Source organism: Aliagarivorans taiwanensis DSM 22990, assembly GCF_000429505.1.
Lineage (GTDB): Bacteria > Pseudomonadota > Gammaproteobacteria > Enterobacterales > Celerinatantimonadaceae > Aliagarivorans > Aliagarivorans taiwanensis.
Genome location: NZ_AUBZ01000003.1, coordinates 20,345 through 46,829, shown reverse-complemented (window position 1 = coordinate 46,829; position 26,485 = coordinate 20,345). Strand labels below are relative to the sequence as shown.

The window sequence follows — 26,485 nt, the reverse complement described above, 5'->3', positions numbered from 1 at the left end:
ATCTAGGCGCGCTCAGCGCGCAGGCTTACCGGCTCGGTAATGCTCACTTCTTCTTCAACCAAGTTGTCGACGATAACCGCGCAGGCCGCATCACCGGTAATGTTCAGAGCGGTGCGGATCATGTCAAACACACGGTCCAAAGCGAACAGTAGCGGCAGGCCTTCGATAGGAATACCGGCTGCCAGCAGTACTGCAACCACCAAGAAGGACGGGCCCGGTACACCGGCCTGACCGACAGCGCCTAAGGTCGAGGTGAGAATGATGGCAATGTAGGCGCCCATACTCAGATCCACGTTAAACATCTGGGCGAAGAATACTGCAACCAGACCGTAGTAGATAGCGTTACCGGCCATGTTGATGGTGGCACCCAGTGGTAGCACGAACGAGGCAGTCGAGTTGCGCACTTTTAGCTCGTTCTCCACAGTGTCCATGGTCACTGGCAGGGTAGCCATCGACGAGGCGGTAGACAGTGCCACCACCTGAGGCTTCTTCATCATCGAGATAAACTGGCGAGCGCTGACTTTAGAGAAGGCTTGAACCATCAGTGGGAAGCCGATAAAGCCAAAGATCAGAATGGCGGCCACATAAACAAAGAACAGCTTGGCCACCACGGTCAGCGCACTAAAACCGAAGGTACCTACCGCTTCAGCCATCAGGCCAAATACACCGAGAGGGGCAATCAGCATTACTTTGTTGATCATCCATACCATCGCTTCAACAATCGAGTTTACCCCGTTGATCAGCGGCTCGCGGCGGCTGCGCTCCAGGCGTGAGATCGCGATGCCGAAGAACATGCAGAACACCAAAATTTGCAGGATGTTACCGCCAGTTAGCGATTCAAACACGTTGGTTGGGATCATCCCGGTGATGGTTTCCCAGAAGGTCGGCAGCTCACCTTGCGCGGCGTATTCTGTCGAGAACATGCCTTGTACCGCGCTCATGTTTACGCCAGAGCCAGGCTTAAACACGATACCCATCAGCAATGCCAAGGCAACCGCCAACGCTGAGGTTATGCCGAAGAAGCCCAGTGTGGTCATGCCCACTTTGCCGGCGTTTTGGCTGTTGCCCAGACCCGCGGCGCCGGAGATCAACGCCACTGCCACCAGTGGGATCACCAACATTCTGATTAGGTTAATAAAGATTGTTCCGAGCGGGGCGAACACCGCTGCTGACTCGCCCATCATGGCACCGATTGCGGTACCCAGGACCATTGCGATTACCACCTGAACACCGATATTGCCCAGATACCCTTTTGCTTTATCCACGTTTTACTCTCCACCATGAGATTGTTGAAATTTGGCGATATCTATTAACCTTTTTCAAAAGGCTAACGAAAAACTCCAAAGGTCTTTTATTATTTGTTCTATTAATCTGCAACATCTGGGTGGGATAACTGCCGCTAAGATCAGGGTTTTACACTGAGCTGTTAGCAAAACTGAGAGTTTTGCCCTCTAGGGAGAGGGCAAGGTGGTTGAAGAACGTGATCTGAGGCGTTAGTTACAGACCAAAGTGCTGTTTGATGGACTTAAAGTAGCGGCGGCTCACTGGCAGTTGGGCACCGTGGTGGGTAAACAAGATGGCACCACCGTTGTCTTCGATGGCGATCTCCTTGATGGCCTCGACGTTGACCAGGTACTGACGATGGCAGCGCAGGAGCGGCGTTTTGTCCTCCAGCGCCTTCAAAGTGATCTGAGTGTGGTTGGTGCCCTCGGCGGTTACTACATGCACGCCACTGAGGTCGGAGTAGGCATACTCGATATCCTGCTGGCGCAGCAGTTTCACCCGATTATTAAAGTAGCAAGGGATCAGCTTCAGTGGCTCATCCTGCAGCATGCTTTGATAGCTGTTGGGTGTCGGCTCGGGTTGGCGGGCTTGCAGCCGCACCAAGGATTTTTTTAAGCGCTCCGGTACTACCGGTTTTAGCAAGTAGTCCACCGCGTTACGCTCGAACGCGGCAAGGGCAAACTCGTCGTAGGCGGTGACAAAGATAATCTCTGGGGCGTGCTCGCCTTCGAGCATATTAGCCAGCTCTAGCCCGGTGATCTGCGGCATCTCGATATCGAGAAAGATCACATCGGGCTTGTGGGTCGAGAGCGCCTTAAGGCACTCCAAGGCATTGCCATAACTGCCGACAACCTCGATATCACTGTGCTGCTTGAGTAGCTCAATCAGCTCCTCGCGGGCCAGTGGCTCATCATCCACCACAAAGGCTTTCATTAGTGTTGCTCCTTATTCGGCAGGCTGATCACCATCCGAGTAAATTGCTGCGGCTCGCTTTCAACCTTCAGGCAGTATTCGCCACCAAACTCATGACGCAGGCGCATGTCTACGATATGCATGCCTAAGCCTTCTTCGCTGGGTGCCTCTGGGCGTTGATAGAGGCCGGCATTGTCTTCCACCACAATCTGCTGGATACCACTATGTTCGCGGCTATAGATCTTCAGCTTGCCGGTTTCCAGCAACTTCGAGGTACCGTGTTTAATGGCATTTTCTACCAGCGGTTGCAGACTAAAGCTGGGCAGCACCTGCTGCATCAGATCATCGTGAATATCTACGTCCACCTCTAAGCGGTCAGCAAAGCGCACCTGCTCAATATGCAGGTAGGCCATGGTGTGCTCCAGCTCGCTGGCCACGCTGTTGAGCTGCTGATTGCTCTTGAGGTTGTTGCGCAGAAACAGCGCCAAGTCGGCAATCAAGCTACGCGAGGCATCGGCATCGCGGCGCACCACTGCGCTGATGGTATTCAGGGCATTGAACAAAAAGTGCGGACTGATCTGCGCCTTGGCGGCTTTCAGCTCCGCTTCGGTGAGCAACTGTTTCTGCTGGAGATAACGGCTCACAGTGAGCTGCTCGGTGAGTACGCTGGCAATACCCTCGCCTAAGGCGCGGTTAATATTGAGAAACAGCCGACGCTTCGACTCGTACAGTTTTACCGTACCAATCACCTCATTCTCGGCGCCGCGGATCGGCACCACCAAGGCACTCCCCAGTGGGCAGTTATCGCGTATCGAGCATTGGTACTGGTCTTCTAGGCCGTTGGCAAACACCACCCGGTTTTCCTGAATGGCTAGGGTGGTTTGACCGGTGGAGATGGGCATGCCCGCTTTATGGTGGTCGCTGCCCATTCCAGTGAAAGCCAATACTTCCTTGGTGTTGGTGATTGCTACCGCCGATACGCCGATCTCTTGGTAGATCACCTTGGCGATCTTCTCGGCGCTCTTGTTGTTAAAGCCCTCGCGGAATACCCCAACCATTCGTTGGGCGAGGCGCAATGCCTTGGTGGAGGAGTAACTGGTGTACTTGTCGTAGATCCGGCGGCGGTCACGGATCATCATCATAAACAGTGCCGCGCCACAGGAGTTGGCGATAAGCATCGGCAGGGCAATCTGTTTTACCAGCTCCAGCGCTTGGTCGTAGGGCTTAGCGATGAGTAGGATCAGGCCCATCTGCATCGCCTCGGCCACCAAGGTGACAGTAAAGGCCAACAGCGGTGAGAACAAGTCTTCGCTGCGATGGCTGCGGCGGCGCACATAGTAGTGGACCAAGCCGCCCAGCAGGCCCTCGGCGGTGGTCGATACCGCGCATGCTAAATCGGTAAAGCCGCCCATATAGTAGCGATGCAGACCGCCGGTTAGGCCGACCATATAGCCGATGGTGGGGCCGCCAAACAGGCCGCCTAACACAGCACCAATGGCGCGGGTATTGGCAATGGCATCGCCCACCAGCACCCCAAAGTAGGAGCCCAGTGCACAAAATGCCGAGAACAGCAGATAGATGGTAACGGTGTTAGGTAGGCGCGGACTTAGGTTGGTCAGCGGCAAGAAGATGGGGGTTTTACTGAGTAAGTAGGCCACCACCAAAAACACACTCATCTGCTGGGCCAGCGCCAGCAACAGGGTAAAATCGTTAATCGGCATCGCTTGTTTCGTTAGGATGTAGGTATCATAGCGCCTATTTTCTGAGCGGGAGTTCCGGCTGCCCGAAAATGCGAGCTTATACCTAAGTTGTTGTCTTTAGGTATATACTGCGACCCGTTCAAGTGAGAGGCGTTATGAATAGTTTGACCAAGGTGTTAGAGCACCGTGATTTTATCGTGATTTCCAAGCCAAGTGGACTGAATTTTCACAGCGAGGATGGCGAGCTGGGTGTGGTTGAACGGGCGCGCCAGCAGTTTGAGTGCGAACTGTGGCCAGTGCATCGCCTTGACAAGCTCACCTCCGGCTTACTAATTTTGGCCACCAACAAAGCGGCCGCCGCGCACTTTCAGGAACTGTTCTCCCAAGGCCTTATCAACAAGTATTATCTGGCGCTGGCTTCGGCCAAACCCAAAAAGAAGCAGGGCTTGGTTAAGGGCGATATGCAAAAAGGCCGCAACGGCAGTTGGCTGTTGGCGCGTAGTCAGGATAACCCGGCGATTACCCAGTTCTTTAGCTACTCGCTTGCGCCGCAGCGCCGGCTGTTTTTACTCAAGCCCCACACCGGTCGAACTCATCAGCTGCGGGTCGCCATGAAAAGTGTCGGCGCGCCGATCTTAGGCGATAAGCGTTATAGCGGTGAGGACTTCCTGCGTGGCTGCCTGCATGCCTATGCCTTGGACTTCGACTGGCAGGGCGAGCAGATCCAACTAGCGAGTGCCGCCGAGCTCTTCGAGTGTGAGGGCTTAAGCGAGCAGCTGACGGTGCTGAGTGAGCCTTGGCAGGTTAGCTTTCCCAAGCTCAAAGGCTAGCTAAGCTGCTGGGCGAGCGCCTTCGATGCCCGCAGTGCCAGCGCATAAATGGTGAGTTGAGGGTTCGCGCCCAAGCTGGTGGGCAGTATCGAGCCGTCGATTACCGACAGGTTCTCCAAGTGGCGATAGCGACCTAGGTCATCCACCAAAGAGCGCTGGATATCGCCGCCCATTGGACACCCGCCCATCACATGGGCCGACACCACCTTGGTTTGCAGGGCCTTCATCGGCAACGTCTCAATCAAGGCCTTCGCCTCGGGCCAGCTAAAGCATAACCCGGCTTGCTCATGCAGCGGATAGACCGCCTCGGCCCCGGCAGCAAACTGCAGCTCGGCCATGCTCAGCAGCGCCCGCCTTGCTCCATCCCAGAAGTAATCGTTAAACGGATAATCGAGCAGCGCACTACCATCGTCGCGCAACTCTACCTGTCCGCCTTGGCTGTGCGCATCAAAGCCGTCGCTTAGCAGCGCCAGACACACCTGCAGTTGGTTAAACTGCTGCATCAATTGCTGATGCAGCTCGCCGAAGCCACATAGCTTGGTTGCCACCAAGATAGGATGCAGTGGCGGTACCTCCAGTTTGTAGCCCAAACCTTGGCGCGGCCACAGGTGCTGGTCAGAATAGACCGACTGGGGCGCGCCTTTGTGGCCCTCCACCTTAAAGGGCATCAACGCGCCGCTGATGAGCACCGGGTGTAAGAAGGTGCGCTTGCCAATAAACTGGTGGGGATCGGGCAGCTTGGAGCGCAGCATCAAGGCCGGACCATTGATGCTGCCGGCCGCTAGTACCACATGCTTTGCCGACAGCGAGAACGAAGGCGGATTGTTGCTGGCGCTGGCAAGGGTGGGTTTCAGAGATAGCCCGGTTACTCGCCCTTGCTTATGTTCCAGCGTCCACACTTGATAGCCCGACAGCAGCCAGGCATTGTGCTCCAGCGCCTGCGGAATACATGTGGTTAGCATCGACTGCTTGGCATTGGTCGGGCAGCCCATACCGCAGTAGCCCAAGTCCCAGCAGCCTTTGACGTTGCGCGAGATAACTTGATGGGACCAGCCAAGCTGCTCACAGCCTTGCTGCAGGGCGCGGTTATTGGCGTTCGGCGGTACCTGCCAAGGGCTGATGTTGAGTAGCTGCTCGGCCTCTTCAAAGTAGGGCTGCAAGTGCTGCTCGCTAAGTGCGCTTAAACCATGCTCATCTTGCCAGTGCTGCAAGGTGGCGTTGGGCGTGCGGATCGAGGTGGTCCAGTTCACTGTGGTAGAGCCACCGACACAATGCCCTTGCAGAATGCCGATCCCCTTGTCTTTGGTTTTGCGGGAGGCCGCCTCTTGGTAGAGATCGGGATAGGCCTGCGCCTCTTGCAGGTTAAAATCGCGACTGGAGCGAAGCAGCCCCGACTCGATAATCAGTACCGATAGCCCCGCTTCACTGAGGATCTTGGCGCTGATCCCCCCTCCGGCGCCGGAGCCAATAATCACCACATCGAACTCGGGCCAGCGCTCTGGCAGCGACTCGGGGGAGTAATGCTGCCAGCCAGCTGCCAAGCCCTTGGCGATAGGGTCATCCAGCATGCGGCGTACTCCTCTCGAGGGCGAAGCTTTTGAAGGGCTCGGGCAGCTGATAGTCGAGGGCAGGCCAGTTGGCAGAATCGCCATACCACGAGGCCATGACCAGCTCATGGAGCCCTTGGTAGGCTTGATTGAGCAGCGCCAGGCTGTGGAAACGCCAGTAGTTGAGTAGCTGTATGCGCTGGTTTATCGAGAACTTGGAGAGATCGCTCATCCCGGCGCTAAGCAGTAGAAAGCTGCCCCGGCGATGTAGCAAATCGAGTAGCTGAGAGAGCTCTTGCTGGGTGCTAGCGGGGAGATAGCCGTAGGCTTGGTCGATGGCTTGCAGCAGATTGTGCAGCTGCTGGGCGTCGGGCCTTATCGGATAGAGAAGGCTGGGGGCCATCATTGCCAGCACCTCCAGCTGCGTCGCGCTGAGATGCCGGGCCTTAACCCGTTGCTGGGGTAAGTCCTGCGGGCGACTAAGATACCAGCCCAGCAGTCCGCCTGCGCCAGCTAAGCTGGCCAGTAAGAACTGACGGCGAGTGAAGCGTTGTGACATTGTTGAAGCGTCCCTGGTCCAACCTGTTTGCTTCAGTGTGTCGCAGAGTGGCTAACGTCGCCAATCGGCGCTGCAAAAACTTGCGCTGACGCAAGCTGTTGCAGCAAGTTGATAAAGAGAGTTGGTATTACAGGTCGTTGCGCGGCTCAACCAGCACGTCGGCAAATACCAGACCGGCGACCAACGACATAAATATCAGAAAGGTTTGCGAGCCCAGATCCGGCTGATTGATGATCGACTCGCCCATGATCATGCTGTTTAGGCTGATATAGGTTTTACTGCCGGGAACCAGCAGTACGATGCCGGGAAGCAGCACCACTGAGGCTGGGGCCTTCATCACGCGGGCATACAGATTGCCGTACAGTCCAACCAGCAGTGCGCCGACAAACGGGCCCAAACCATCGCCGAGAACCTCGCTGGCGGCGATGCTGCTGACATAGGCGAGCACTCCCGACATGACACACCACAGAGCGTCGCGCACCCTCACCTTAAATACCACCACCAGTGATAGCGATAGTACTAGTGCGGCCAACGCGATCAGTTCCGCCGATAAGAAGGTCTCTTCCGGGAAGATGGCCTTGCCCCATAATTTGGCGCCAATGGCCATGCCCAGCACCGTGCCGAAGTAGAGCTTAAACATCACCATAAAGGCGTCCACCAATCGGGCGGTGCCCGAGAGCAGTTCACGGGCGGAGACTTCCTTGAGGGCGAGGGTAATCGACAGCCCGGGGATAAAGATAATGATGGCCGAGAGTACCGCCACCGACACATTCAGCTCCGGCATAAAGCGAGTCATCGCCATCGCGCCGATCGCACAAAACATCGCCGAGGCAGGCTCAAGCGCCTTGGCGATACGTTGCGAGCGCGCCGCGCCATGCACCAGTGCGTAACTGATCAGGCTGAGAATGGTGGAGCCGATGGTGGTTTGCCAGTTGCTGGAGATCAGCATGGCAAAGGCGCCACCACTGATACAAAACGCCAGCGCCATCAGCCACTCGGGATAAGGACTATTGTCGGCTTCAATCTCACGCAGTTTTAACAGCGCTTGGCTGGGGCTGGTTTCACCGCTGAGCACCCGGTCAACCAAGCGATTCACTCTTGCCAGTGCGCCGAGGTTGATATCACCCGGTTGGGTGCGCGCAATATGGGCCATTTCCAGCGGCATATGCTCGGGATCGTCCGAGGGTTCCCACATCACGAAGGTCAGATTGGTCGGTTGGACCAAAAAGGTGCCGTCAATATGCAGGGTGCGGGCCACGCGGGTTAGTAGCGATTCCAAGCGTGCTGCCGGTGTGCCCAGTTGATGTAGTGCCTTCCCTAGCCGGATAACAAAGCGACGTTTTATATCGAAGTTTACCGAACTCATTGTTAATGGCTTTTTAGCAAGGTGATTAAGGTGGCGCGATTATAGAGACAGTCAGGCCGGGAAAGAAGCAAAAAATAGTCGCATTTTTGCTTCATGTATGACAATAAGCGAGGGGTCATTTGTCTGACAAAAATAGGAAAAAACACTGGTTTAAGGCTGATTTCGTCCGAAAAGTCGGTTTTTACACTGTTGCTGGCGGTTTTTTGCGCCGAAGATTGCAAATGGCTGTTGCCTTGGTATCGTTTTTATTCGTGGCCACACAACCAAAACAGCAAGGCCACCGTGCAAGCCAAGAAGGAGTTAGCTGTCAATGCAACAAGATCGCGTCAACAATATTCATATTGAGTCTCAACAGATTCTGATTACCCCCGAGCAACTTCGGGAGAAGCTTCCAGCCAGTGATAACGCGCTGGAGTTCGTGCGCCGCTCGCGCAAGACCATTGCCAATATCTGCCATCATAAAGACCCGCGCCTGCTGGTGATCACCGGCCCGTGTTCAGTGCACGATGTTGAGCAAGCCAAAGAGTACGCCAAAAAGCTTAAAGTACTACACGACAAGTACCAAGATACTCTGTTCATTGTGATGCGCGTTTACTTTGAAAAGCCACGTACCACGGTAGGCTGGAAAGGTCTGATTAACGATCCGCACATGGATAACAGCTTTGACGTGGAAGAAGGTCTGCACCAAGCCCGTGAGCTGCTGACCTGGATTGCCGAGCTCGGCCTGCCAACCGCCACCGAAGCGCTCGACCCGATGAGCCCGCAGTACATCTCTGAGCTGATCTCTTGGGCAGCGATTGGTGCTCGTACCACTGAGTCGCAGACTCACCGCGAACTGGCCAGTGGTCTGTCGATGCCGGTGGGCTTTAAAAACGGTACCGATGGCAGCTTGAGTACTGCGATTAACGGTATGCAGTCAGCCTCTTCACCACACCGCTTTATCGGTATGAGCCCGCAAGGCCAGGTGGCTATCATGCAAACTGCCGGTAACCCGGACTGCCATGTGATTCTGCGCGGTGGCAAGCAGCCAAACTACGATTCGGTAAATGTGGCTCTGGCAGAAAAAGCCATGCAGGATGCCAATCTACCTGCCAGTTTGGTGGTAGACTGTAGCCACGCAAACTCAAGCAAAAACCACGAACTACAGCCGTTGGTTGCAGAGAATGTGATTCACCAGATCCAGGAAGGTAACCAGTCAATTATCGGCATCATGCTCGAAAGTAACCTCAACGCTGGCAATCAGCCAAGCTCCCTGCCTAAGCACGAGCTGGCCTACGGCGTGTCGGTCACCGATGCCTGTATCGATTGGGAAAGCACTGCCAAGGTGTTGGATAAAGCCAATCAGGATCTGGCTCAGGCTCTGCGTCAGCGCTTTAAAGATTAAGGACTACACATGGTAGAGGCTCTCAACCAGCTGCGTGACCAGATTGACTCGGTCGATCAGCAGCTTCTCTCGCTGCTGCAGCAGCGTATCAACCTGGTGCATAAGGTCGGTGAAGTAAAAACCGAACACGGTTTACCGATCTATGACCCAAGTCGTGAGGCCGCTATGCTGGCCAAGCGCCGTGGCGAAGCGGAAAGCAAGGGTGTACCGCCCCAGCTTATCGAAGATGTGCTGCGCCGGGTGATGCGAGAGTCGTATACCAGTGAAAAAGACGCCGGTTTCAAAACCATCAAACCCGATCTGGGTGACGTAGTAGTCATCGGTGGCCACGGCGCGCTGGGTAAGGTGTTCGTTAATATGTTCCAGCTTTCCGGCTACAACGTGAAGGTAATGGGACGTAACGACTGGGAGCGCGCCGATGAGTTCTTCGCCGGTGCCGGTTTAGTGGTGGTCTCGGTACCTATTAAGACTACTGAGCAGATCATTCGCCAGCTAAGTAAACTGCCGGAAGACTGCGTGTTGTGTGATTTAACCAGTGTCAAAGCTCGTCCACTCAAAGCGATGCTCGATACGCATAAGGGGCCCGTGGTTGGCTTGCACCCGATGTTTGGCCCCGACGTGCCGAGTTTGGCAAAACAGGCCATTGTGTATGTGGATGGTCGTGGCGAACAGCACTACCAGTGGCTACTCGAGCAGATGGCCATCTGGGGCGCGCGGATCTTCCCGGTTAGCGCTGAGAAGCACGATGAGGCAATGACGCTGATTCAATCGCTACGCCACTTCACCTCGTTTGCTTATGGTCGTCACTTGGCTGAGCTGGATGCCGACTTAAAACTGCTGCTGGACCTTAGCTCACCGATCTACCGCTTGGAGCTTGCGATGGTGGGACGCTTGTTCGCGCAAAATGCCGAGCTGTATGCCGACATCATCATGGCATCTAACGACAGCGTGGGCATGATCGAGCGTTACTACCAGCACTTTGGCCAGCTGGTAGAGCTGATTAAGGCCGGCGATCGCGAGGGCTTTATCAATAACTTTGCTGAGGTGAGCGACTGGTTCGGCGAGTACTCGCAAACCTTCTTGGCAGAGAGTCGCAGCTTGCTACAGCAGGCCAACGATAACCGCCAAGCTTAGCCTTCCTCATTGACGCCTGGCTCTGTGGCCAGGCGTATCTTTATGCCTAATCCTTGTGGTTTTACCTGAAACGCGCTGACCTCTCCATGTAGGTGCAGGCTTACCAAATTGAACACCTGATTGAGCCCTAAACCGATATTGCCCTCGCCGCGGCGAGTGGTGAAGAATGGGTTGAAGATCTGGGTTAATTCCTCTTCATCTACCCCCTGACCATTGTCGCGATACTCCAGGTATACCTCTTCAGTACCTTTGGTCACCTTGATGGCGATTTCCGGTGCGACTTGGTCGGTAAAACCGTGCTGTAGCGAGTTTTCAAGCAAACTATGTAGGATCTGTTCCAGCGCACTGGCGTTAAAACGGATAGTGGGGTTGTCCCCAGCAAAGCGCAGCGCTGGGAGGGCGCGGTTGCGGGTGGTTAACTCCATTTCTAGCCGTTGTTGGCACCAGCTTAGCAGCGGGAAGGACTGTTGAGTGCTATCGATGTCAGCGCCCGCGATTGCCTTAAAGCTTTTAACCAGCGCGGCGGCGCGCTTCATACTGCTTTCCATCAACTGAGCTGCTTGTTGGTTTTGCTCCATGGTGTTGATTAACGCGTGCTTGGAGAGCTGGCCTTGTTCCAGTTGAGTCAACACTTGTGACGCGTTGTCGGCGATTTGTGAAGACGCCGAGATGCCTACGCCCAACGGCGTATTGAGTTCATGGGCAACACCCGATACCAGCCCGCCCAAGGCGGCCAGCTTCTCTTTTTCGACCAGCTGCTGTTGGGCGTCTCCAAGCTCTTTTAAGGTGGCTTCCAGCTCGGAGTTGGCATTTTGCAGCTCAAGGGTGCGTTGTTCAACCCGCTGCTCAAGTAGCTCTTGGTCAACCATCACCTTGTTGGCCATGGAGCTGAGTAGCTCAGATACTTGCTCGAATTCGCCATAACGCAGAGGTGGAGGCTTATATAGGTAATCGCCCATGGAGAAACGCCCGACTACCTGAGTCAGGCTGGTCAGCGGCTGCTGAATGTGTCGGGTTAAAAACAGCGCCAGCGCAATCACCAGTGCGGTATTTAGGCCAACCACCAGTACAACGTTGGCCCGGCGCTCCAACAGGAGTTGCCAAATGGAGCGGGTATCTGAACTTAGCGTAACGTCTACCGGGGGGGATAAAGACAGCCACCCAGCGGTGATGGTTGTCTTAAGCTGTGGCTGTGAAGGCGATAAGGGCGCTGATGCAAATAGCTCATTCCCACCTTGGCTCAGGGAGATGCGCTGGCTTTGCTCTAGCGCTATACCGGTGTCGTGCCACAGGTAGGCAAAGGGAATAAACACCAAGATAGCACCGGTGACTCGGTAGCCAGAGGCTGAGTTAAAGCTTTGCTGCAGCAGTGGTTGCGCGAACACGAGCCCATGATGGCGGTTACCACGCGGCGGCTCGCCACGCCGATGGAAGCGCTCATCGTTGTAAATCTCGGTGACTAAAGCCGGTGGTGAGGCGTTACTGCCAGAATCCCAAGTAAGGAGGTGATGGTAGTCCTTCAGGTCGACGAGTTGAGAAAACAGCGGCGCGCCCTCCATGACCTGCCCTTGAAGATTCACAATATAGGCGGCGCTCACCCAAGGGTTGTGCTGCACCAGTTCGCTGAGTAACAGATTGGCTTGGTAGCTGAAAATAGCCGAATTGGGGGTCATCTGAATATCAGACACTTGGGATAGCGATAGTGCTTCGCGCGCGCTTTGCTGCAAGCGCTGGGTTAGCTGCCGGGTGATATCTTCGGTTTTGAGATAAACAGCATGGCTGACGTTTTGCTGATCCAGCTCGGAGATTTGCTTGAGCAGGTAGCTACCGATGGTTAGCGTAGGCGCTAACGCGATGAGTAACAGGCTGAGCCATAAAACACTGCGTAGTTGCTTGATTCTCAAGGTGCGTTTTCCCGTTGCTGGCGGTGGTCCCGCTCGGCGTATTGCTGCATAAACTGGCTAGCTTGCTGCTCATCTACCAGTCCTTGAATGTAGAGCTCAAAGCCTTTTCGCATACCGGTCCAGGCACTGTTTTGCACCGACTCAGCGGACATCGGAATAGCATCAGCCAGTTGCAGCAGGCTGCCTTGCAGCACGGAGTTGTTAGCCTCCTGCTTGGTCAGCTCACTAAATAGTTGCTGGTGGACAGGCAAGAATCGGGTCTGTTGATAGATCTTTAGCTGGGTATCGTAGCGCTGAAAAAACTGACTGAGCGCTGCTAAGGCCTCACCATTTGGGCCGTTCAAGGAGTCATTGGGAAACATCAGCACCAAGGATGAAGAAAACGGTACAAAATGCTGGTCACCTATTGCCGGGATTTTGGTTACGCCCAGTTGCGCGCCCAGTTGCTGTTGCAGTTCGGCCAGAGCCCACTCTCCATTGATGGCGTAGGCCACCTCGCCGTCAATAAGGGCTTGTAGCCCGCAGGCGTAGTCGCAGCTCGGATCAATCAAGCCACTATTCGATAGGTCGCGATAGAAGCGCAGTGCTTGTTGCATGGCGGGGCTATCCAGAGTCAGCGACTGGCCTTGCGTCATGCGACCGCCGAAGCCATGAACGAATCCTGCAAACCAATACATGTCGGAGTAGGGCCAGCCGATGGTGCGCACGCCTTGCTTGGCTAAGGCGGGCTGTTGGGCACGCAGCGCTTGCCAAGTTTGTGCAGGTTGCGAGACCTGCGCCTTGTTGTAGAACAGCATTAAATGATTGCCCTGGAGTATTGGGATCCCGCGCACTACGCCTTCGCTCATGGCGGTTGCGAGTTGCTCTGAGGGGATATGCTCAGATAGCAATGCATCGGGCACTGCTGACAAGTGGATGATATTGGCAATGCTGATAGCGTCTGACGGAGCAAACACCACATCGACGGTCTGTCCTGACATCGCAGCTTTGACTAGCGCAGGCTGAAGGTCGGAGGAAAGCACTTGATGGAGGGCGACCTGGTGGCCAGTTTCTTGTGAGAACTGCTCAAGCAGGGTTTGGAAGACCTGCTTGCCTTGCTCGCGGTAATAAAAGAAGGACAACTCAGCAGCAACACTGCTGGCTGTAAAGAGACTAGCAAACAAGGTAATGAACAGGCCGTATCTCATAGCGGGAATCGGTAAGTTTTTAGCTAGTGTAGACCATGAATGACGAGGTCATTTGCAGGGAAACGCTGGTTTGCGAGCTGCATTTTGCTCACCGCAAAGAGCAAATCTGCCGGGGAAAGCGTTCTATTATGATAAGTTGTTAGGCGAGAGAAGTAGCAGGAGCCGCTATGGATGATTTTACCGACCCCGAAACCGATAACAGCCGACGAACCGGTCGCTGGATGTACGTGGTTGCCTGGCTACTGCTGCTAGCGCTGTTCTACAGTTTCTTCAGTGACCGCATCGAACGCCTCTACAACCCTAATCAACAGCTGCTGGGCCAAGTCGTGAATGGTGTGCCTGAGGTGCAATTGAAACGTAATCGCCAAGGCCACTATCTGACTCAAGCGCAGATCAACGGCCATCCGGTGGTGATGCTGGTGGATACCGGCGCCACCGAGATCTCCATACCCAGCTCAGTGGCAGAGCGCCTGGAGCTCCCGGTAGGTGGCAGGGTGCTGGTTAACACCGCGAACGGCCGCGTCACCGTTCGGCAAACCCGCATCAACCAGCTGGATATCGGCCCGCTGCGCTGGCGCGACCTATCGGCGCATATCAATCCCGGCTATCAAGGCGAAGAGATCTTGCTTGGGATGAACGCGCTGAAGCACCTTGAGTTGATTCAGCGCGATGGAGTGTTGACCTTACGACAATATTAATTGCCGCGAAGGTTAATCTTCCAGCGTATCTGCCAGAGTATCTGGTTTTATACCCGCTTCCCCCAAGGTTAAGGCTAACACCACCTTACCATCGATCACTTGCAGGTTGTCTGGGGAGAATAGGGCGATATTGCTATCAAAGCCCCAATCACCTTTGCCCCAGCGCTTATCATCAAAGTGCTCAAAGTCATCTCGCCAGGCGGGAACAAATTCGCCATCGATGTATTCCGCGTAGCTAATCGAGTCGATCACCTGATACATCGGTAGCTGGCTCTCATCGAAGCGGCCGACCCATTCAATCACCTCAGATACCCATATGTTAGCGCGGTAGCTTTGCGGCTCTGAGCGCATATCGACCACTTGTTGGGAGTCATCGGCCAAGTCTTGGCGGATCACTTCGCCATTGACCATCCAAGTGATCTCATCAGGCGTCCAGATCAGGGTGTAATCATGGAACTGCTCCAAGTCGACGATCTCGGCATTGTGCTCTGAGTGAATGCGCTTGGCCGCGGTGCCGGTAATTAAATTGGTTTGCAGTTGGCCCTGCTGCTTGCCGATGGCTTCAAAGTCGATCTCGCGCCAAGGACGGCCTTCGCCCTGCCAAGACTCGTTGTCGTAGGTAAAGAACGAAGATACTACCCCCGGCTGATTGACCAGCTTCATACGGATATCAAAGCGGCCAAAATGAACTTTATCCTGGCTGTACAGCTCGGCGCCGTAGAGTTGAGCACTGGTCTGATTGCGCTGAGCATTGCTGGTGATCGCCTGCGCGCGGGTGTCTTGATTTGCTTGGCCATCAGCGGGGCCGTCGTTCGCGACATTCGCGCAGGCAACAAGGCCCAGTAATGGTAAGCAGGCAAGGGGGTATTTAAAGCTTGTCATAGTATTCTCAATAAAACGTGTTCGGGGAAACGAGGTGTTTAGCAATGCCACAACTAGCGAGACTCAGGTAGAGCCTTCACTCTGGATTGGGAACCGTTTCGCGAACAAAAAAGGTTTCTTTGACAAGCGCTTGCCGTAGTTTCACAAAACGCTGCCGCAATAGGGATTGAGCGCAAAATTTGCCGGTGGAGGAAGGGCCCGAAAATCGCTGACGTGGTGTGGCGAAAATAAACACAGCAGAGGGTGGCTATTTCTTGCATTTAACCTTGAAAAGAGTACAATCTTGCGGCTTCAATTAGCGGGGGGCCATTTTGTGGACCATAACTTTTTTAACTAAATGAGGACGATATGGTTACCATTCGTTTGCAACGCGGCGGCGCTAAAAAGCGTCCTTTCTACCACGTAGTAGTGACCGACAGCCGTAACTCACGTGACGGTCGTTTTATCGAGAAGCTAGGCTTCTTCAACCCAATCGCTCAGGGTCAAGAAGAGCGCATTCGTTTGGAAATGGACCGCATTAACCACTGGGTTGGTGAAGGCGCTGCTATTTCTAACCGTGTAGCTAAGCTGATCAAAGACGCAGCTTAATTCAGTCAGTTGAGTGGAGTTAGGATGAGCGAAAGCGAAAAGCCCGTCATTGTTGGTCGCCTAGGTGCCGTATACGGGATCAAGGGGTGGCTGAAAGTGAACTCCTTCACTCAAGATGCTGAAGCACTGTTTGATTACCAACCTTGGTTGGTAGGTCGTTCTGAGAAGTTCACTGCGGTGAAAGTGTCAGAATGGCGGCGTCACAACAAATCGTACATTGTGAAGCTCGAGGGCTTCGATGTTCGAGAAGAGTCCCAGGCGCTTACCGGTATGGATATCGCAGTTAATGCTGATAGCCTGCCTGAGCTTGCCGAAGATGAGTTCTACTGGCGTGACCTGATGGGCATGAAAGTAGTTAACCTCAAGGGCTACGACATGGGTGTGGTGACCGATTTAATGGAAACCGGCTCCAATGACGTACTGGTTGTGAAGGCCAATTTGAAAGATGCCTTTGGCAAAAAGGAACGGTTAATCCCGTTCGTAGAGTCACAGACTATTGATAACATCGATGTCGAGACTCAAGTAATTACCGTTGACTGGGAAGCGGATTTTTAAGCTCCCATGGCTGAGAACTCTCCGAAGTTGTGGGTTGGCGTAGTCACGCTATTCCCCGAGATGATCAAGGCAGTCAGCGAGTTCGGTGTGACCGGGCGAGCAGTGAAAAACGGCTTGCTACATATCGAGTGCTGGAATCCCCGAGATTTCACTCACGATAGACACCGGACAGTGGACGATCGCCCTTACGGCGGTGGCCCAGGAATGCTCATGATGGTGCAGCCTCTGCGCGATGCCATCCACGCAGCCAAGGCCGCAGCTGGCGAAGGGGTTAAGGTGATTTACATGTCACCGCAAGGTCGCCCGCTAAAGCAAGACGGGGTAAAAGAACTGTCGGCAAACCAAAAGTTGATTCTGGTTGCTGGTCGCTATGAAGGCATTGACGAACGCATTATTCAGGCGGAAGTTGATGAAGAATGGTCGATGGGCGATTACGTATTAAGTGGCGGTGAGCTACCAGCGATGACCTTGATTGATGCAGTATCGCGGCTAGTGCCGGGGGTACTGGGCGATCAAGCCTCTGCTGAGCAGGACTCCTTTACCGACGGGTTGTTGGATTGTCCGCACTATACCCGCCCAGAAGTTCTGGATGGGGAAGCAGTACCTTCGGTATTGCTGAGCGGCAACCACGCTAAGATCCGTCAGTGGCGGCACAAGCAAAGCTTGGGTCGTACTTACTTGAGAAGACCAGAGTTATTAGAAGATCTAGCTCTGACTGACGAGCAAGAAAAACTTCTTGCTGAGTTCGTTCAAGAGCAACAGCTCTTGGATAATTAAATTAGTTTCAGTTAATTCTAGGAAAATACGATGAGCAACATCATTAAACAGCTCGAAGAAGAGCAAATGAAAAAAGACCTGCCAGAATTTGCACCAGGTGACACTGTTGTAGTTCAGGTAAAAGTTAAAGAAGGTAACCGTGAGCGTCTGCAGGCGTTTGAAGGTGTGGTAATCGCTAAGCGTAACCGCGGCCTGCACTCTGCATTCACCGTTCGTAAGATCTCTAGCGGTGAAGGCGTTGAGCGCTGCTTCCAGACTCACAGCCCACTAGTTGATAGCATTACCGTTAAGCGTCGTGGTGACGTACGTCGTAGCAAGCTTTACTACTTGCGCGAACTTTCTGGTAAGAAAGCGCGTATTAAAGAGAAGCTGGCTAAGTAAGACGACTTCTTCGAGATTGAAAGCCCGCAGTATTGCGGGCTTTTTTTATGCGCTCACTTCAAGCACTGAGTTGTCGCCACCCATATCGCTAGCGATGTAGGCATCGGCGGCCCAGTCGTTGTCGAAGCTCTCGCTGCCTGCGGCATCCAACAGCTTGTACTTGAACTGATAGCTCTCTTGTTGATCGGTGGGGACATTGACCACCACCTTGAACTTGCCGCTTTTCAGCTTGCTTAGCTCCAGGGGTTGCCAGTCATTAAATTCGGCCAAGAGAAAGATCTGGGCTGCATCACCAGCCGCTTCCTTTTCTACTTCAAAAGTCACTTTCATCTCGGGTTTGGATTTCAGGTATTGCTTTTTCAGTGGCATCGCGCACTCCTTGCTGACCGTTTGGGTAGTGAAACTGTGATGTCGTTCAAATCTTGCGCAAAAAATTTTGCTGGGTCAACTATATTCCACAATACAAATGGCTACAAATCATACAGTTCAAAGTGTTCACTGATGATTTTGCGGGTGAATTCTGTGCGCAGGTAGTAGCCGCGCGGCAGGGTCTCTATCTCCAAACCTTTCGGTCCAATCGCTTTGGTACGGGCCTTGGCATTGGCCGCCTTTGGCCGCAATTGCATGACTTCTCCATGGTGGGCAGTGATCTGCTCCACCTGACCTAAGGCAATCATCTCGGTGAGCTCTTCCCAATCGGTACGCAGCAGCTGTTCCTGTTGCGGGCTAGGGCTCCAGATAAAGGCCTGGCCGACCATGCGCTCGGCAGGAGGGGTGCCACGATCGGCAATCAGTGGTACCCACAATACCCGGGATAGCTTGTTTCTCACATTGCTGTTCTCCCAGCAATGCCCGGCTAAATCCAGTAGGGGTGTGATACACACATAGGTGCTTTCCAGCGGGCGAGCTTGTAAATCGAGTGGGATGGTCTTGAGCTCAATACCGAGCTCGGGAAAATCTTGGGTCGGTTTACTGCCGGCGGTTGCGCCTAGGTGCCACTCCAGCAGTTGGCCACTCCAACCTTTTTCTCGTTTGAAGTCCTTGGGCACTTCAACGCCCGCCGCGTTGGCGAGATCGCCCAGAGTCTGGCCTGCAATGTGCTGACAGCGGGCGATCAACTGCTGTTCTGAGCTGGGTGGTGAGGGTTGTAACATGTGAGCTGGGTCCGGATTGGATAGCGATTGAACAGTTTGTGCATGCCTTGGCAGGCTCGTCAATACTAACGTTAAGTTGTTGATATAAAAAGATTTAAATCTCTTTACTTTCGTCCTTTTAAAGAGAACTGTTGATTATAACAGCATTAGCAGCATTCATTCACAGACTTATGCACAGATTGACTGAATAACTCTAACTTAATGTTATTAAGTCATCCAATATCCACCAATATGATCTAAGTAATCCACTGAAAGCCTGTTTGAAGTGTCGAAAATGCGCGCAAGTAGGCGCTTGGTTGATAATTAAACAGCAATAGTTATGCACATGCCAAGACAAACTTGAGAGTATGAGGTGTTGTTTTAAGTTTCTGTATTACAAGTATATATATGGTTTTTGGGGGTTAGGCTTGGTGCTTGGTACCGCAACTTTTAATCCCCTTTTGGGGATTTCTTCAATTTATCCACAGGGTTGGGCACAGTATCAGCGGATAACTTGAAGTGGGAGAGGAATCGCTGATTTTGCCTTGATATGAGTACATTAATTGCCGACAGATCAGAGATATGAAAGAATCAAGCTATCGAAGACTTAAGCTGAAGGTTGATTCAGTGATTGATGGGGATGGTTACCGTCCCAACGTAGGCATCGTCATTTGTAACCAGCGTGGCCAAGTGCTTTGGGCACGACGTTATGGCCAACATTCCTGGCAATTTCCACAAGGAGGCGTGGATGAAGGGGAGACTGCTGAACAAGCCATGTATCGTGAACTGCACGAGGAGGTCGGATTAGAGCCGAAGGATGTAAAAATTCTGGCATCTACCCGTCATTGGCTGCGTTACAAATTGCCGAAGCGACTAGTTCGTTGGGACAGCCCGCCGGTATGTATCGGACAAAAACAGAAATGGTTCTTACTCCGCTTAGTGGGAAGTGAGGACAATATACGCTTTGATCGGAGTGGACACCCAGAGTTTGACGACTGGCGCTGGGTGAGCTTTTGGTATCCGGTCAGGCAAGTGGTGTCTTTCAAACGTGAGGTGTACCGCAAGGCATTGAAGGAGTTTGCGGCGGCAGCGATGATGCCAACGCGGCCTGAGCGCTCTGGTCGACCTGACAAACGGCGCAGGAGAAAGAAACGTAGTTGACGTTTGAGGAGAAGGATGGGTGCTATCTCAACTACGCAACATCGTTGAGCATGTTAGTCAGGCCGGCAATGCCAGTGACGCGCTAAGCGTTCTGGTTACCGAAACCCGCCAGGCGATGAATGCAGATTGTTGCTCGGTCTATCTCACCGATACCGAGCACGGGCGCTACCGCCTGTGTGCCAGTGATGGCCTTGCCGATTCCTCCATCGGCAAAGTCAGCATGGGCTTTGACGAAGGGATCGTTGGCTTGGTTGGTCAGCGCGAAGAGCCCATCAACCTGGCTGACGCCCCCAGTCACCCCAGCTTTAAATACTTTCCTGAAACCGCTGAAGAAACCTTCAAGGCACTGCTAGGCACCCCGATTACCCATCGCGGCGATGTGCTGGGGGTGTTGGTGGTCCAGCAAATCCTACCGCGCAGCTTTGATCAGGGCGAAGAGTCGTTTCTGGTTACCTTGGCCACTCACTTGGCCGGCGTACTGGCGCACAGTGAGGTTAAAGACAAGCTACAAAGTGCTCAGCTTCAGTCTTGGCAAGAACCCATCGAAGCGGTGTCGGCATCTAGCGGTATTGCCATTGCCAAAGCCTGGCTAAACCGCCCGCGCCACTCACTCAACAGCGTGAAGATTGCCAAGAGCAAAGACCGCGACAAAGAGCTGGCCAAATTTGAGCAGGCGCTAGAGCGCACCCGCGAAGAGCTGTCGGGCTTGTCTATTCGACTCAACGAGCAACTGCCAAAAGACGTGGCGGCCATCTTCGAGCTTTACAAACATATGCTGGCCGACGCCAGTTTGGCCGGGGATATCCGCAGCAAGTTAAGTCAGGGCTATCGCTGTGATTCGGCGATCCGCTTAGTGGTAGAGCACTACGTCAGCCAGTTTGAGGCGATGAGCGATAGCTATCTGCGCGAGCGCGCGCTAGACGTGCGCGATTTAGGACAGCGGCTACTGCAGGCGCTTTATCAAGGTAAGAAGGGCATGTCGTTGCCTGATAAAGCGATTATCTTGGTGGCCGAAGAGGTCACCGCATCGATGTTCGCCGAGCTGCCGCGTGAGCTGATTGCTGGGGTAGTCTCCCAGCGCGGTGCCGCCAACTCCCACGCAGCGATTTTAGCCCGGGCGATGGGGATACCCGCTTTACTCGGCTTCAGTCTGGATGTGCTCCAGTTAGACAATCTGCAGCTGATTGTGGACGGCTACACCGGCAAGCTGTTTGTTGAGCCCGATGCACTGCTCCAGCAAGAATATGCCGAGCTGCTAGTGCAGCAAAACGAAATCGACAGCCTGATGGCCACCGAGCTGGAACAGCCTTCGGTGAGCCTTAACGGTATCGAGATTGAGCTGTTGATCAACGCCGGCCTGAACTCCGAGGGCGACAAAGCAGCCAAGCTGGGCTCCGGCGGCGTTGGCCTTTATCGCACCGAAGTTCCGTTTTTGCTGCGCGACCGCTTCCCCTCTGAGCAAGAGCAATATCGAGTCTATCGCGATATCCTGCAGGCCTACGACGGCAAGAACGTGTGCATGCGTACCTTGGACGTGGGCGGTGATAAACAGCTTCCCTATTTCCCCATCGTTGAAGAGAATCCAGCACTGGGCTGGCGTGGTATTCGCCTGACCTTGGACCATCCTGAGATTTTCCTGTTGCAGGTGCGGGCGATGTTCCGGGCGGCCATTGAACAGGGCAATATGTCGCTGCTGCTGCCCATGGTAAGCAGCCTGCATGAGGTGGATGTATCGCTTCGGCTGATTGATCAGGCTTGGTATGAGCTGCGCGAAGAGCTAAACCGGCCAGACCTGCCACGGCCTAAGATCGGCGCCATGTTAGAGGTGCCTTCAACCCTGTTCCTCCTGCCAGAGCTGGCCAAGCGGGTCGATTTTTGGTCGGTGGGCAGCAATGACCTCACCCAATATATGCTGGCGGTGGATCGCAACAACCCAAGGGTTGCAGGGCTATTCGACACCCTCCATCCAGCGGTGTTACGCGCCTTAGCCCAAGTGGTCGAGCAGGGACACCAGCACAACGTTCCGGTGTGTGTGCGGTGAGCTAGCAGGCGATCCAGTCGGTGCGCTGGTGCTGCTCGCCTTGGGCTATCGTAGCCTGAGTATGAGCTCGTATTGTCTGGCGAAGGTGAAGTACATCATTCGCCGTATCGACCTCGAACAGCTCGAGCAACTGCGCTCCACCTTGCTGGCAGGGCAGACTGGCCAGCAGAATTTCGACATTATCTACGGCTTTCTTAGCGAGCGTGAATTGGCACACTTGGTTAGGGTGGCTAATCCTTGAGTTAGCAGGAGTTTCCCTGCACAATGCCTTCTTTCTATTTCTAGATAAAGTGGAATCACAGAAGTGGCAAGCGGCATGCAGTTTCCCCAGATCGATCCTATCGCTTTTAGCCTCGGTCCCTTGGAAGTGCGCTGGTACGGCTTGATGTATCTGTTCGGTTTTCTATTCGCGCTATGGATGGGAAATCGACTGGCAGACAAGCCCAACAGTGGATGGACCCGTAACGAAGTCAGTGACTTGATGTTCTATAGCTTTATCGGCGTCATTCTGGGCGGCCGTATTGGCTATGTGGTGTTTTACCAGACCGCTTATTGGCTGGAAAACCCGCTATACATCTTCCAGATCTGGCAGGGCGGTATGGCTTTCCACGGTGGCTTACTTGGGGTCATCACCGCGATGTACTGGTTTGCCCGTAAAACCGGTCGTCACTTCTTCACCGTTGCTGATTTTATTGCGCCCCTGGTGCCCTTTGGTTTAGGCGCGGGCCGCTTGGGTAACTTCATCAATGGCGAACTATGGGGCCGGGTTGCCGAGTCCGATGTGCCATGGGCGATGGTGTTCCCTGGTGGTGGATCGCTGCCGCGTCATCCATCGCAGCTCTATCAGTTTGCCCTGGAAGGGGTGGCCTTGCTGCTGATCCTGCTAGTGTTCTCGAGCCGTAAGCCACCGCGTGGCGCCGTGTCGGGAATGTTCTTGCTAGGCTATGGCTGTTTCCGCTTTATCGTTGAGTATTTCCGTCAGCCCGATGCTCATTTAGGCTTACTCACCTTGGGTATGAGCATGGGGCAGTTGTTGTCGCTACCGATGATTATTATTGGTGCCGGGTTTATCGCCTGGGCCTACCGTCGACAGCGTGTGGTAGAGAGTAAAGTATGAAGAACTATTTAGCGTTAATGCAGCACATTATGGATAACGGTGCCGAGAAAGCCGATCGCACAGGAACCGGCACCCTATCCGTATTTGGCCATCAAATGCGCTTCGACCTAAGTGAAGGATTCCCGCTGGTCACCACCAAAAAGTGTCACCTGCGTTCAATCATTCACGAGCTGTTGTGGTTCTTGCAAGGCGATACCAACACCCAGTACCTGAAAGACAACGGGGTATCTATCTGGGACGAGTGGGCCGACGAAAACGGCAATCTTGGCCCGGTGTACGGCGCCCAGTGGCGCTCATGGCCGAGCCCGGATGGTCAGCACATCGACCAGATCTCGCAGATTATCGATCAGATTAAAAACGACCCTGATTCGCGCCGCATTATTGTATCGGCGTGGAATGTCTCTGAGCTGTCGAAGATGGCGCTGGCACCTTGTCATGCCTTCTTCCAGTTCTACGTGGCCGATGGCAAGCTCTCTTGTCAGCTGTATCAGCGTAGCTGTGACGTGTTCTTGGGCCTTCCGTTCAACATCGCCAGCTATGCGCTGTTGACCCACATGGTTGCCCAGCAATGTGATCTGGAAGTTGGTGAGTTTGTTTGGACTGGTGGTGATACTCACCTGTACTCGAACCATCTGGAGCAAACCAAGCTGCAGCTGAGTCGTGAGCCGCGCGCCTTGCCTACGCTTAAGATCAAGCGCAAGCCTGAGTCTATCTTCGACTATCGCTTCGACGACTTCGAGATTGAAGGCTACGATCCTCATCCTCATATCAAAGCGCCGGTTGCGATTTAATCGCAGCCGCTAGCGAGTCTCTCATTGAATAAGGCGGAGTCTATGGATATTGAACAGATGCAAAATAACGCTGGTGATGCGTTAAAGCTGTTGAAAGCCTTGGCCAATGAGAGCCGTTTGTTTATTTTGTGTCACCTGGTGGAAGGTGAGCTGACGGTCAGCCAGTTAAACGAACGGGTACCTTTGAGCCAATCGGCGCTGTCCCAGCATTTGGCGTGGTTGCGTAAAGACAATCTAGTGACCACTCGCAAACAGGCGCAGACTATCTATTACTCCTTGGCGAGCGATGAAGCGAAGGCGGTATTGGAAACCTTACACGGTCTGTATTGTAAGTGAGGGGCTAGTGCGAAAGCGGCTTTGAAGCCGATTCACAAATCGCAGATAACAAAAAACCGGCCTAAGCCGGTTTTTTTCAATGCAATGTAACGTGAATTACAGCGCGTTGATTTTAGCAACAAGGCGGCTCTTATGACGAGCTGCTTTGTTTTTGCTGATCAGGCCTTTGGTCGCGTAGCGATCAAGAACTGGCTGAGCAGCTTGGAAAGCGGCAGTTGCTGCTTCTTTATCGCCAGCTTCAATAGCAGCGATAACTTTCTTAATGTTGGTGCGCATCATGGAGCGACGGCTAGCGTTATGCTTACGACGCTTTTCAGCTTGAACCGCACGTTTTTTAGCTGACTTAATATTAGCCAAGGGTAACTCCTGAACTCTGTCTGGGAATTATGATTTTAAAGGCCGTGGAATATGCCTGTTTTTCACGCTTCTGTCAAACAAAATTTAACCAAGCGAGCATATCCGGCCAAGTTGCTCGGTTTCCCCTTCCAAGCAATGGCGTACTTCGGCTCAGGCGGGTAAACTGTGGCGCGATTCTAGCAGCAATTACCTCCCGATACCACCGCAGAACGCATGCTGATTTTTGGCTCGGGCAGACTCTTTATCGGAGCAGTAGTTACATTGAGTAAATCCTTGTTAAAGTCTGGTGCGATTGTCAGCACCATGACCCTGATTTCGCGCATTCTCGGTTTGGTTCGCGATGTGGTGATCGCCAACCTCATGGGCGCGGGCGCTGCCGCCGATGTGTTCTTCTTTGCCAACAAGATCCCCAACTTCTTACGCCGCCTGTTTGCCGAAGGCGCCTTCTCCCAAGCCTTTGTCCCGGTACTGACCGAATACAAGCAAACCAAAGAGCAAGCCGAAGTACGCCAGTTGATCGCCTCGGTGAGCGGTACGCTGGGCGCGATAGTGACCCTAGTGACCTTGTTTGGGGTGCTGGCCTCGCCGGTGATTGCTGCCTTGTTTGGTACCGGCTGGTTTATCTCTTGGCTCAATGACGGCCCGGACGCTCATAAGTTCGAGCTGGCCAGTGTGATGCTGAAGATCACCTTTCCTTATTTATGGTTCATTACCTTTACCGGGCTCTCTGGTGCCATCCTTAATGCCTTTGGCCGCTTTGCGGTGGCGGCATTCACCCCAGTGTTTTTGAACATTGCCATTATCAGTGCAGCTATCTACTTGGGGCCGAAGCTGGCGCAACCGGAGCTGGCGCTAGCTTGGGGAGTATTCTTTGGTGGCTTGATTCAGCTGCTGTTCCAGATCCCCTTTATCTTCCGCTTGAAGCTGCTCACCCGTCCGCGCTGGGCATGGAGCCACCCCGGAGTGACTAAGATCCGCAAGCTGATGATCCCGGCCTTGTTCGGGGTGTCGGTTAGCCAGATTAACCTGCTACTCGATACCTTTATTGCCAGCTTTCTGGCGACTGGCTCGATCTCATGGCTGTATTACTCCGATCGTTTGTTGGAGTTCCCGCTTGGTCTGTTCGGTATCGCCATTGCCACGGTGATCCTGCCTAACCTGTCGCGGCGACATGTGGACAATGATCCTAAGGCCTTCCAGCAAACCATGGACTGGGGGGTACGGATGGTGTGCTTTTTGGGGATCCCGGCATTAGTCGGCATGATCACCCTCGCCAAACCGATGCTGCAGGTGCTGTTTATGCGTGGCGCCTTTGCCGAAAGCGATGTAATTAAGGCCTCGTTCAGTTTGATTGCCTACTCCTCGGGGCTGCTGTTTTTTATGTTGGTGAAGGTATTGGCCCCGGGCTATTACTCACGCCAAGACACCAAGACCCCGGTGCGCTTTGGGATTATCGCGATGACCAGTAACATGCTGTTCAACGTTATCTTCGCCATTCCCTTTGGCTATGTGGGTTTGGCGATTGCTACCTCACTCTCGGCCTTGGTCAATGCCGGCTTGCTCTATCGCGGTCTGCATCAGCAAAAGGTCTATCGCTTAAGCGCGGTCAGTGGCGGATTTATTGCTCGGGTGGTGTTGTCGGCATTGGTGATGGGCGTGGTGATTTACTACTTCTCAACACCTGCCGCCGAGTGGTTTGCCTACTCGTGGCAGCAAAGCGTTTGGCAGCTATCGATTTTGATTGTTGCGGGTATCAGCGTGTACTTTTTAAGCGCCTTGCTATTGGGGCTGCGCCCGAGGCAGTTCAAAAGCAGCTACGGGGCTGTAACTGATGACTAAACAGGCTATAATCCGTCGGTTT

The 26,485-nt window shown here is 53.7% G+C and carries 25 protein-coding genes and 1 pseudogene; 14 read left to right on the top strand and 12 right to left on the bottom strand.

Annotation, left to right across the window (positions count from 1 at the left end):
- Window positions 1–2 precede the first annotated feature (2 nt).
- The 3 genes from G462_RS0103085 to G462_RS0103075 form a co-directional block, all read right to left on the bottom strand.
- The gene (locus G462_RS0103085; RefSeq protein ID WP_026957681.1) at window positions 3–1,265 is read right to left on the bottom strand and encodes a dicarboxylate/amino acid:cation symporter; all 1,263 of its coding nucleotides are present in this window, start codon (window positions 1,263–1,265) and stop codon (window positions 3–5) included.
- A gap of 232 nt (window positions 1,266–1,497) precedes the next feature.
- Entirely contained in the window at window positions 1,498–2,217 is a 720-nt protein-coding gene (gene btsR, locus G462_RS0103080) for a two-component system response regulator BtsR (protein WP_026957680.1), read from the bottom strand.
- On the bottom strand, window positions 2,217–3,917 hold the full coding sequence (locus G462_RS0103075) for a sensor histidine kinase (RefSeq protein ID WP_026957679.1): 1,701 nt from the start codon (window positions 3,915–3,917) through the stop codon (window positions 2,217–2,219). The genes btsR and G462_RS0103075 overlap by 1 nt, the downstream gene beginning before the upstream one ends.
- 134 nt (window positions 3,918–4,051) lie before the next feature.
- Between G462_RS0103075 and G462_RS0103070 the strand changes: the two genes are divergently transcribed.
- Window positions 4,052–4,726 carry a TIGR01621 family pseudouridine synthase gene (locus tag G462_RS0103070; RefSeq protein WP_026957678.1) on the top strand — a complete coding sequence of 225 codons (675 nt, stop codon included), beginning with the start codon at window positions 4,052–4,054 and terminating at the stop codon, window positions 4,724–4,726.
- On the opposite strand, the gene G462_RS0103065 is transcribed toward G462_RS0103070, so the two are convergent.
- The 3 genes from G462_RS0103065 to G462_RS0103055 all read right to left on the bottom strand — a co-directional run bounded on the left by G462_RS0103065 (window position 4,723) and on the right by G462_RS0103055 (window position 8,198).
- Window positions 4,723–6,294 carry a GMC family oxidoreductase gene (locus tag G462_RS0103065; RefSeq protein ID WP_026957677.1) on the bottom strand — a complete coding sequence of 524 codons (1,572 nt, stop codon included), beginning with the start codon at window positions 6,292–6,294 and terminating at the stop codon, window positions 4,723–4,725. The two genes, G462_RS0103070 and G462_RS0103065, sit on opposite strands and share 4 nt — an antisense overlap.
- A complete protein-coding gene (locus G462_RS21595) occupies window positions 6,284–6,832 on the bottom strand; it encodes a hypothetical protein (RefSeq protein ID WP_051326492.1) in 549 nt (182 codons plus the stop codon). The genes G462_RS0103065 and G462_RS21595 overlap by 11 nt, the downstream gene beginning before the upstream one ends.
- 127 nt (window positions 6,833–6,959) lie before the next feature.
- Window positions 6,960–8,198 carry a threonine/serine exporter family protein gene (locus tag G462_RS0103055; protein WP_026957676.1) on the bottom strand — a complete coding sequence of 413 codons (1,239 nt, stop codon included), beginning with the start codon at window positions 8,196–8,198 and terminating at the stop codon, window positions 6,960–6,962.
- Window positions 8,199–8,508: 310 nt separating this feature from the next.
- Between G462_RS0103055 and G462_RS0103050 the strand changes: the two genes are divergently transcribed.
- Both G462_RS0103050 and tyrA read left to right on the top strand, forming a co-directional pair.
- Window positions 8,509–9,582, top strand: coding sequence for a 3-deoxy-7-phosphoheptulonate synthase (locus tag G462_RS0103050; protein ID WP_026957675.1), 1,074 nt, complete (start codon window positions 8,509–8,511; stop codon window positions 9,580–9,582).
- Window positions 9,583–9,591: 9 nt separating this feature from the next.
- Window positions 9,592–10,716, top strand: coding sequence for a bifunctional chorismate mutase/prephenate dehydrogenase (tyrA, locus tag G462_RS0103045; RefSeq protein WP_026957674.1), 1,125 nt, complete (start codon window positions 9,592–9,594; stop codon window positions 10,714–10,716).
- Here tyrA and G462_RS0103040 read toward each other — a convergent pair.
- Both G462_RS0103040 and G462_RS0103035 read right to left on the bottom strand, forming a co-directional pair.
- A complete protein-coding gene (locus tag G462_RS0103040) occupies window positions 10,713–12,620 on the bottom strand; it encodes a sensor histidine kinase (protein WP_026957673.1) in 1,908 nt (635 codons plus the stop codon). The two genes, tyrA and G462_RS0103040, sit on opposite strands and share 4 nt — an antisense overlap.
- Window positions 12,617–13,807, bottom strand: coding sequence for a sugar ABC transporter substrate-binding protein (locus G462_RS0103035; RefSeq protein ID WP_026957672.1), 1,191 nt, complete (start codon window positions 13,805–13,807; stop codon window positions 12,617–12,619). The genes G462_RS0103040 and G462_RS0103035 overlap by 4 nt, the downstream gene beginning before the upstream one ends.
- Before the next feature lie 167 nt (window positions 13,808–13,974).
- Between G462_RS0103035 and G462_RS0103030 the strand changes: the two genes are divergently transcribed.
- Window positions 13,975–14,505, top strand: coding sequence for a retropepsin-like aspartic protease family protein (locus G462_RS0103030; protein WP_026957671.1), 531 nt, complete (start codon window positions 13,975–13,977; stop codon window positions 14,503–14,505).
- A gap of 12 nt (window positions 14,506–14,517) precedes the next feature.
- On the opposite strand, the gene G462_RS21590 is transcribed toward G462_RS0103030, so the two are convergent.
- Window positions 14,518–15,387, bottom strand: a complete 870-nt coding sequence (locus G462_RS21590) for a family 16 glycosylhydrolase (RefSeq protein ID WP_051326491.1) — start codon at window positions 15,385–15,387, stop codon at window positions 14,518–14,520.
- 348 nt (window positions 15,388–15,735) lie between these two features.
- Here G462_RS21590 and rpsP point away from each other — a divergent pair, with 348 nt between their 5' ends.
- The 4 genes from rpsP to rplS are packed head-to-tail and all read left to right on the top strand — an operon-like array spanning window position 15,736 to window position 17,688.
- Entirely contained in the window at window positions 15,736–15,975 is a 240-nt protein-coding gene (gene rpsP, locus G462_RS0103020) for a 30S ribosomal protein S16 (RefSeq protein ID WP_026957670.1), read from the top strand.
- A gap of 24 nt (window positions 15,976–15,999) precedes the next feature.
- Window positions 16,000–16,530: a ribosome maturation factor RimM gene (gene rimM, locus G462_RS0103015; RefSeq protein WP_026957669.1), complete on the top strand. Its 531-nt coding sequence runs from the start codon at window positions 16,000–16,002 to the stop codon at window positions 16,528–16,530.
- A 27-nt stretch (window positions 16,531–16,557) separates the two neighbouring features.
- Window positions 16,558–17,307, top strand: coding sequence for a tRNA (guanosine(37)-N1)-methyltransferase TrmD (gene trmD, locus G462_RS0103010; protein ID WP_026957668.1), 750 nt, complete (start codon window positions 16,558–16,560; stop codon window positions 17,305–17,307).
- A 30-nt stretch (window positions 17,308–17,337) separates the two neighbouring features.
- The gene (gene rplS, locus G462_RS0103005) at window positions 17,338–17,688 is read left to right on the top strand and encodes a 50S ribosomal protein L19 (protein WP_026957667.1); all 351 of its coding nucleotides are present in this window, start codon (window positions 17,338–17,340) and stop codon (window positions 17,686–17,688) included.
- Window positions 17,689–17,733: 45 nt separating this feature from the next.
- Here the strand turns inward: rplS and G462_RS0103000 are convergent, their stop codons facing one another.
- Window positions 17,734–18,057 (bottom strand): isoamylase early set domain-containing protein, encoded by a 324-nt coding sequence (locus tag G462_RS0103000; protein ID WP_026957666.1) that lies wholly within the window; start codon window positions 18,055–18,057, stop codon window positions 17,734–17,736.
- Window positions 18,058–18,158: 101 nt separating this feature from the next.
- Complete coding sequence (mutH, locus tag G462_RS0102995) at window positions 18,159–18,842, bottom strand: DNA mismatch repair endonuclease MutH (protein ID WP_026957665.1); 684 nt, start codon at window positions 18,840–18,842, stop codon at window positions 18,159–18,161.
- Between the two features lie 606 nt (window positions 18,843–19,448).
- Between mutH and rppH the strand changes: the two genes are divergently transcribed.
- From rppH to G462_RS0102970, 5 genes and pseudogenes are all read left to right on the top strand, one after another.
- Window positions 19,449–19,982: an RNA pyrophosphohydrolase gene (rppH, locus tag G462_RS0102990; RefSeq protein WP_026957664.1), complete on the top strand. Its 534-nt coding sequence runs from the start codon at window positions 19,449–19,451 to the stop codon at window positions 19,980–19,982.
- 19 nt (window positions 19,983–20,001) lie between these two features.
- Window positions 20,002–22,264: pseudogene (gene ptsP / locus G462_RS21585) on the top strand (phosphoenolpyruvate--protein phosphotransferase).
- Between the two features lie 75 nt (window positions 22,265–22,339).
- Window positions 22,340–23,140, top strand: coding sequence for a prolipoprotein diacylglyceryl transferase (lgt, locus tag G462_RS0102980; protein WP_026957663.1), 801 nt, complete (start codon window positions 22,340–22,342; stop codon window positions 23,138–23,140).
- A complete protein-coding gene (gene thyA, locus G462_RS0102975; protein ID WP_026957662.1) occupies window positions 23,137–23,931 on the top strand; it encodes a thymidylate synthase in 795 nt (264 codons plus the stop codon). The genes lgt and thyA overlap by 4 nt, the downstream gene beginning before the upstream one ends.
- Window positions 23,932–23,973: 42 nt before the next feature.
- Window positions 23,974–24,267 (top strand): ArsR/SmtB family transcription factor, encoded by a 294-nt coding sequence (locus G462_RS0102970; RefSeq protein WP_026957661.1) that lies wholly within the window; start codon window positions 23,974–23,976, stop codon window positions 24,265–24,267.
- A 96-nt stretch (window positions 24,268–24,363) separates the two neighbouring features.
- Here the strand turns inward: G462_RS0102970 and rpsT are convergent, their stop codons facing one another.
- Entirely contained in the window at window positions 24,364–24,624 is a 261-nt protein-coding gene (gene rpsT / locus G462_RS0102965; protein ID WP_026957660.1) for a 30S ribosomal protein S20, read from the bottom strand.
- Window positions 24,625–24,885: 261 nt separating this feature from the next.
- On the opposite strand from rpsT, the gene murJ reads away from it, so the two are divergent.
- Window positions 24,886–26,463 (top strand): murein biosynthesis integral membrane protein MurJ, encoded by a 1,578-nt coding sequence (gene murJ, locus G462_RS0102960; protein WP_026957659.1) that lies wholly within the window; start codon window positions 24,886–24,888, stop codon window positions 26,461–26,463.
- The last annotated feature ends 22 nt before the right edge of the window (window positions 26,464–26,485 follow it).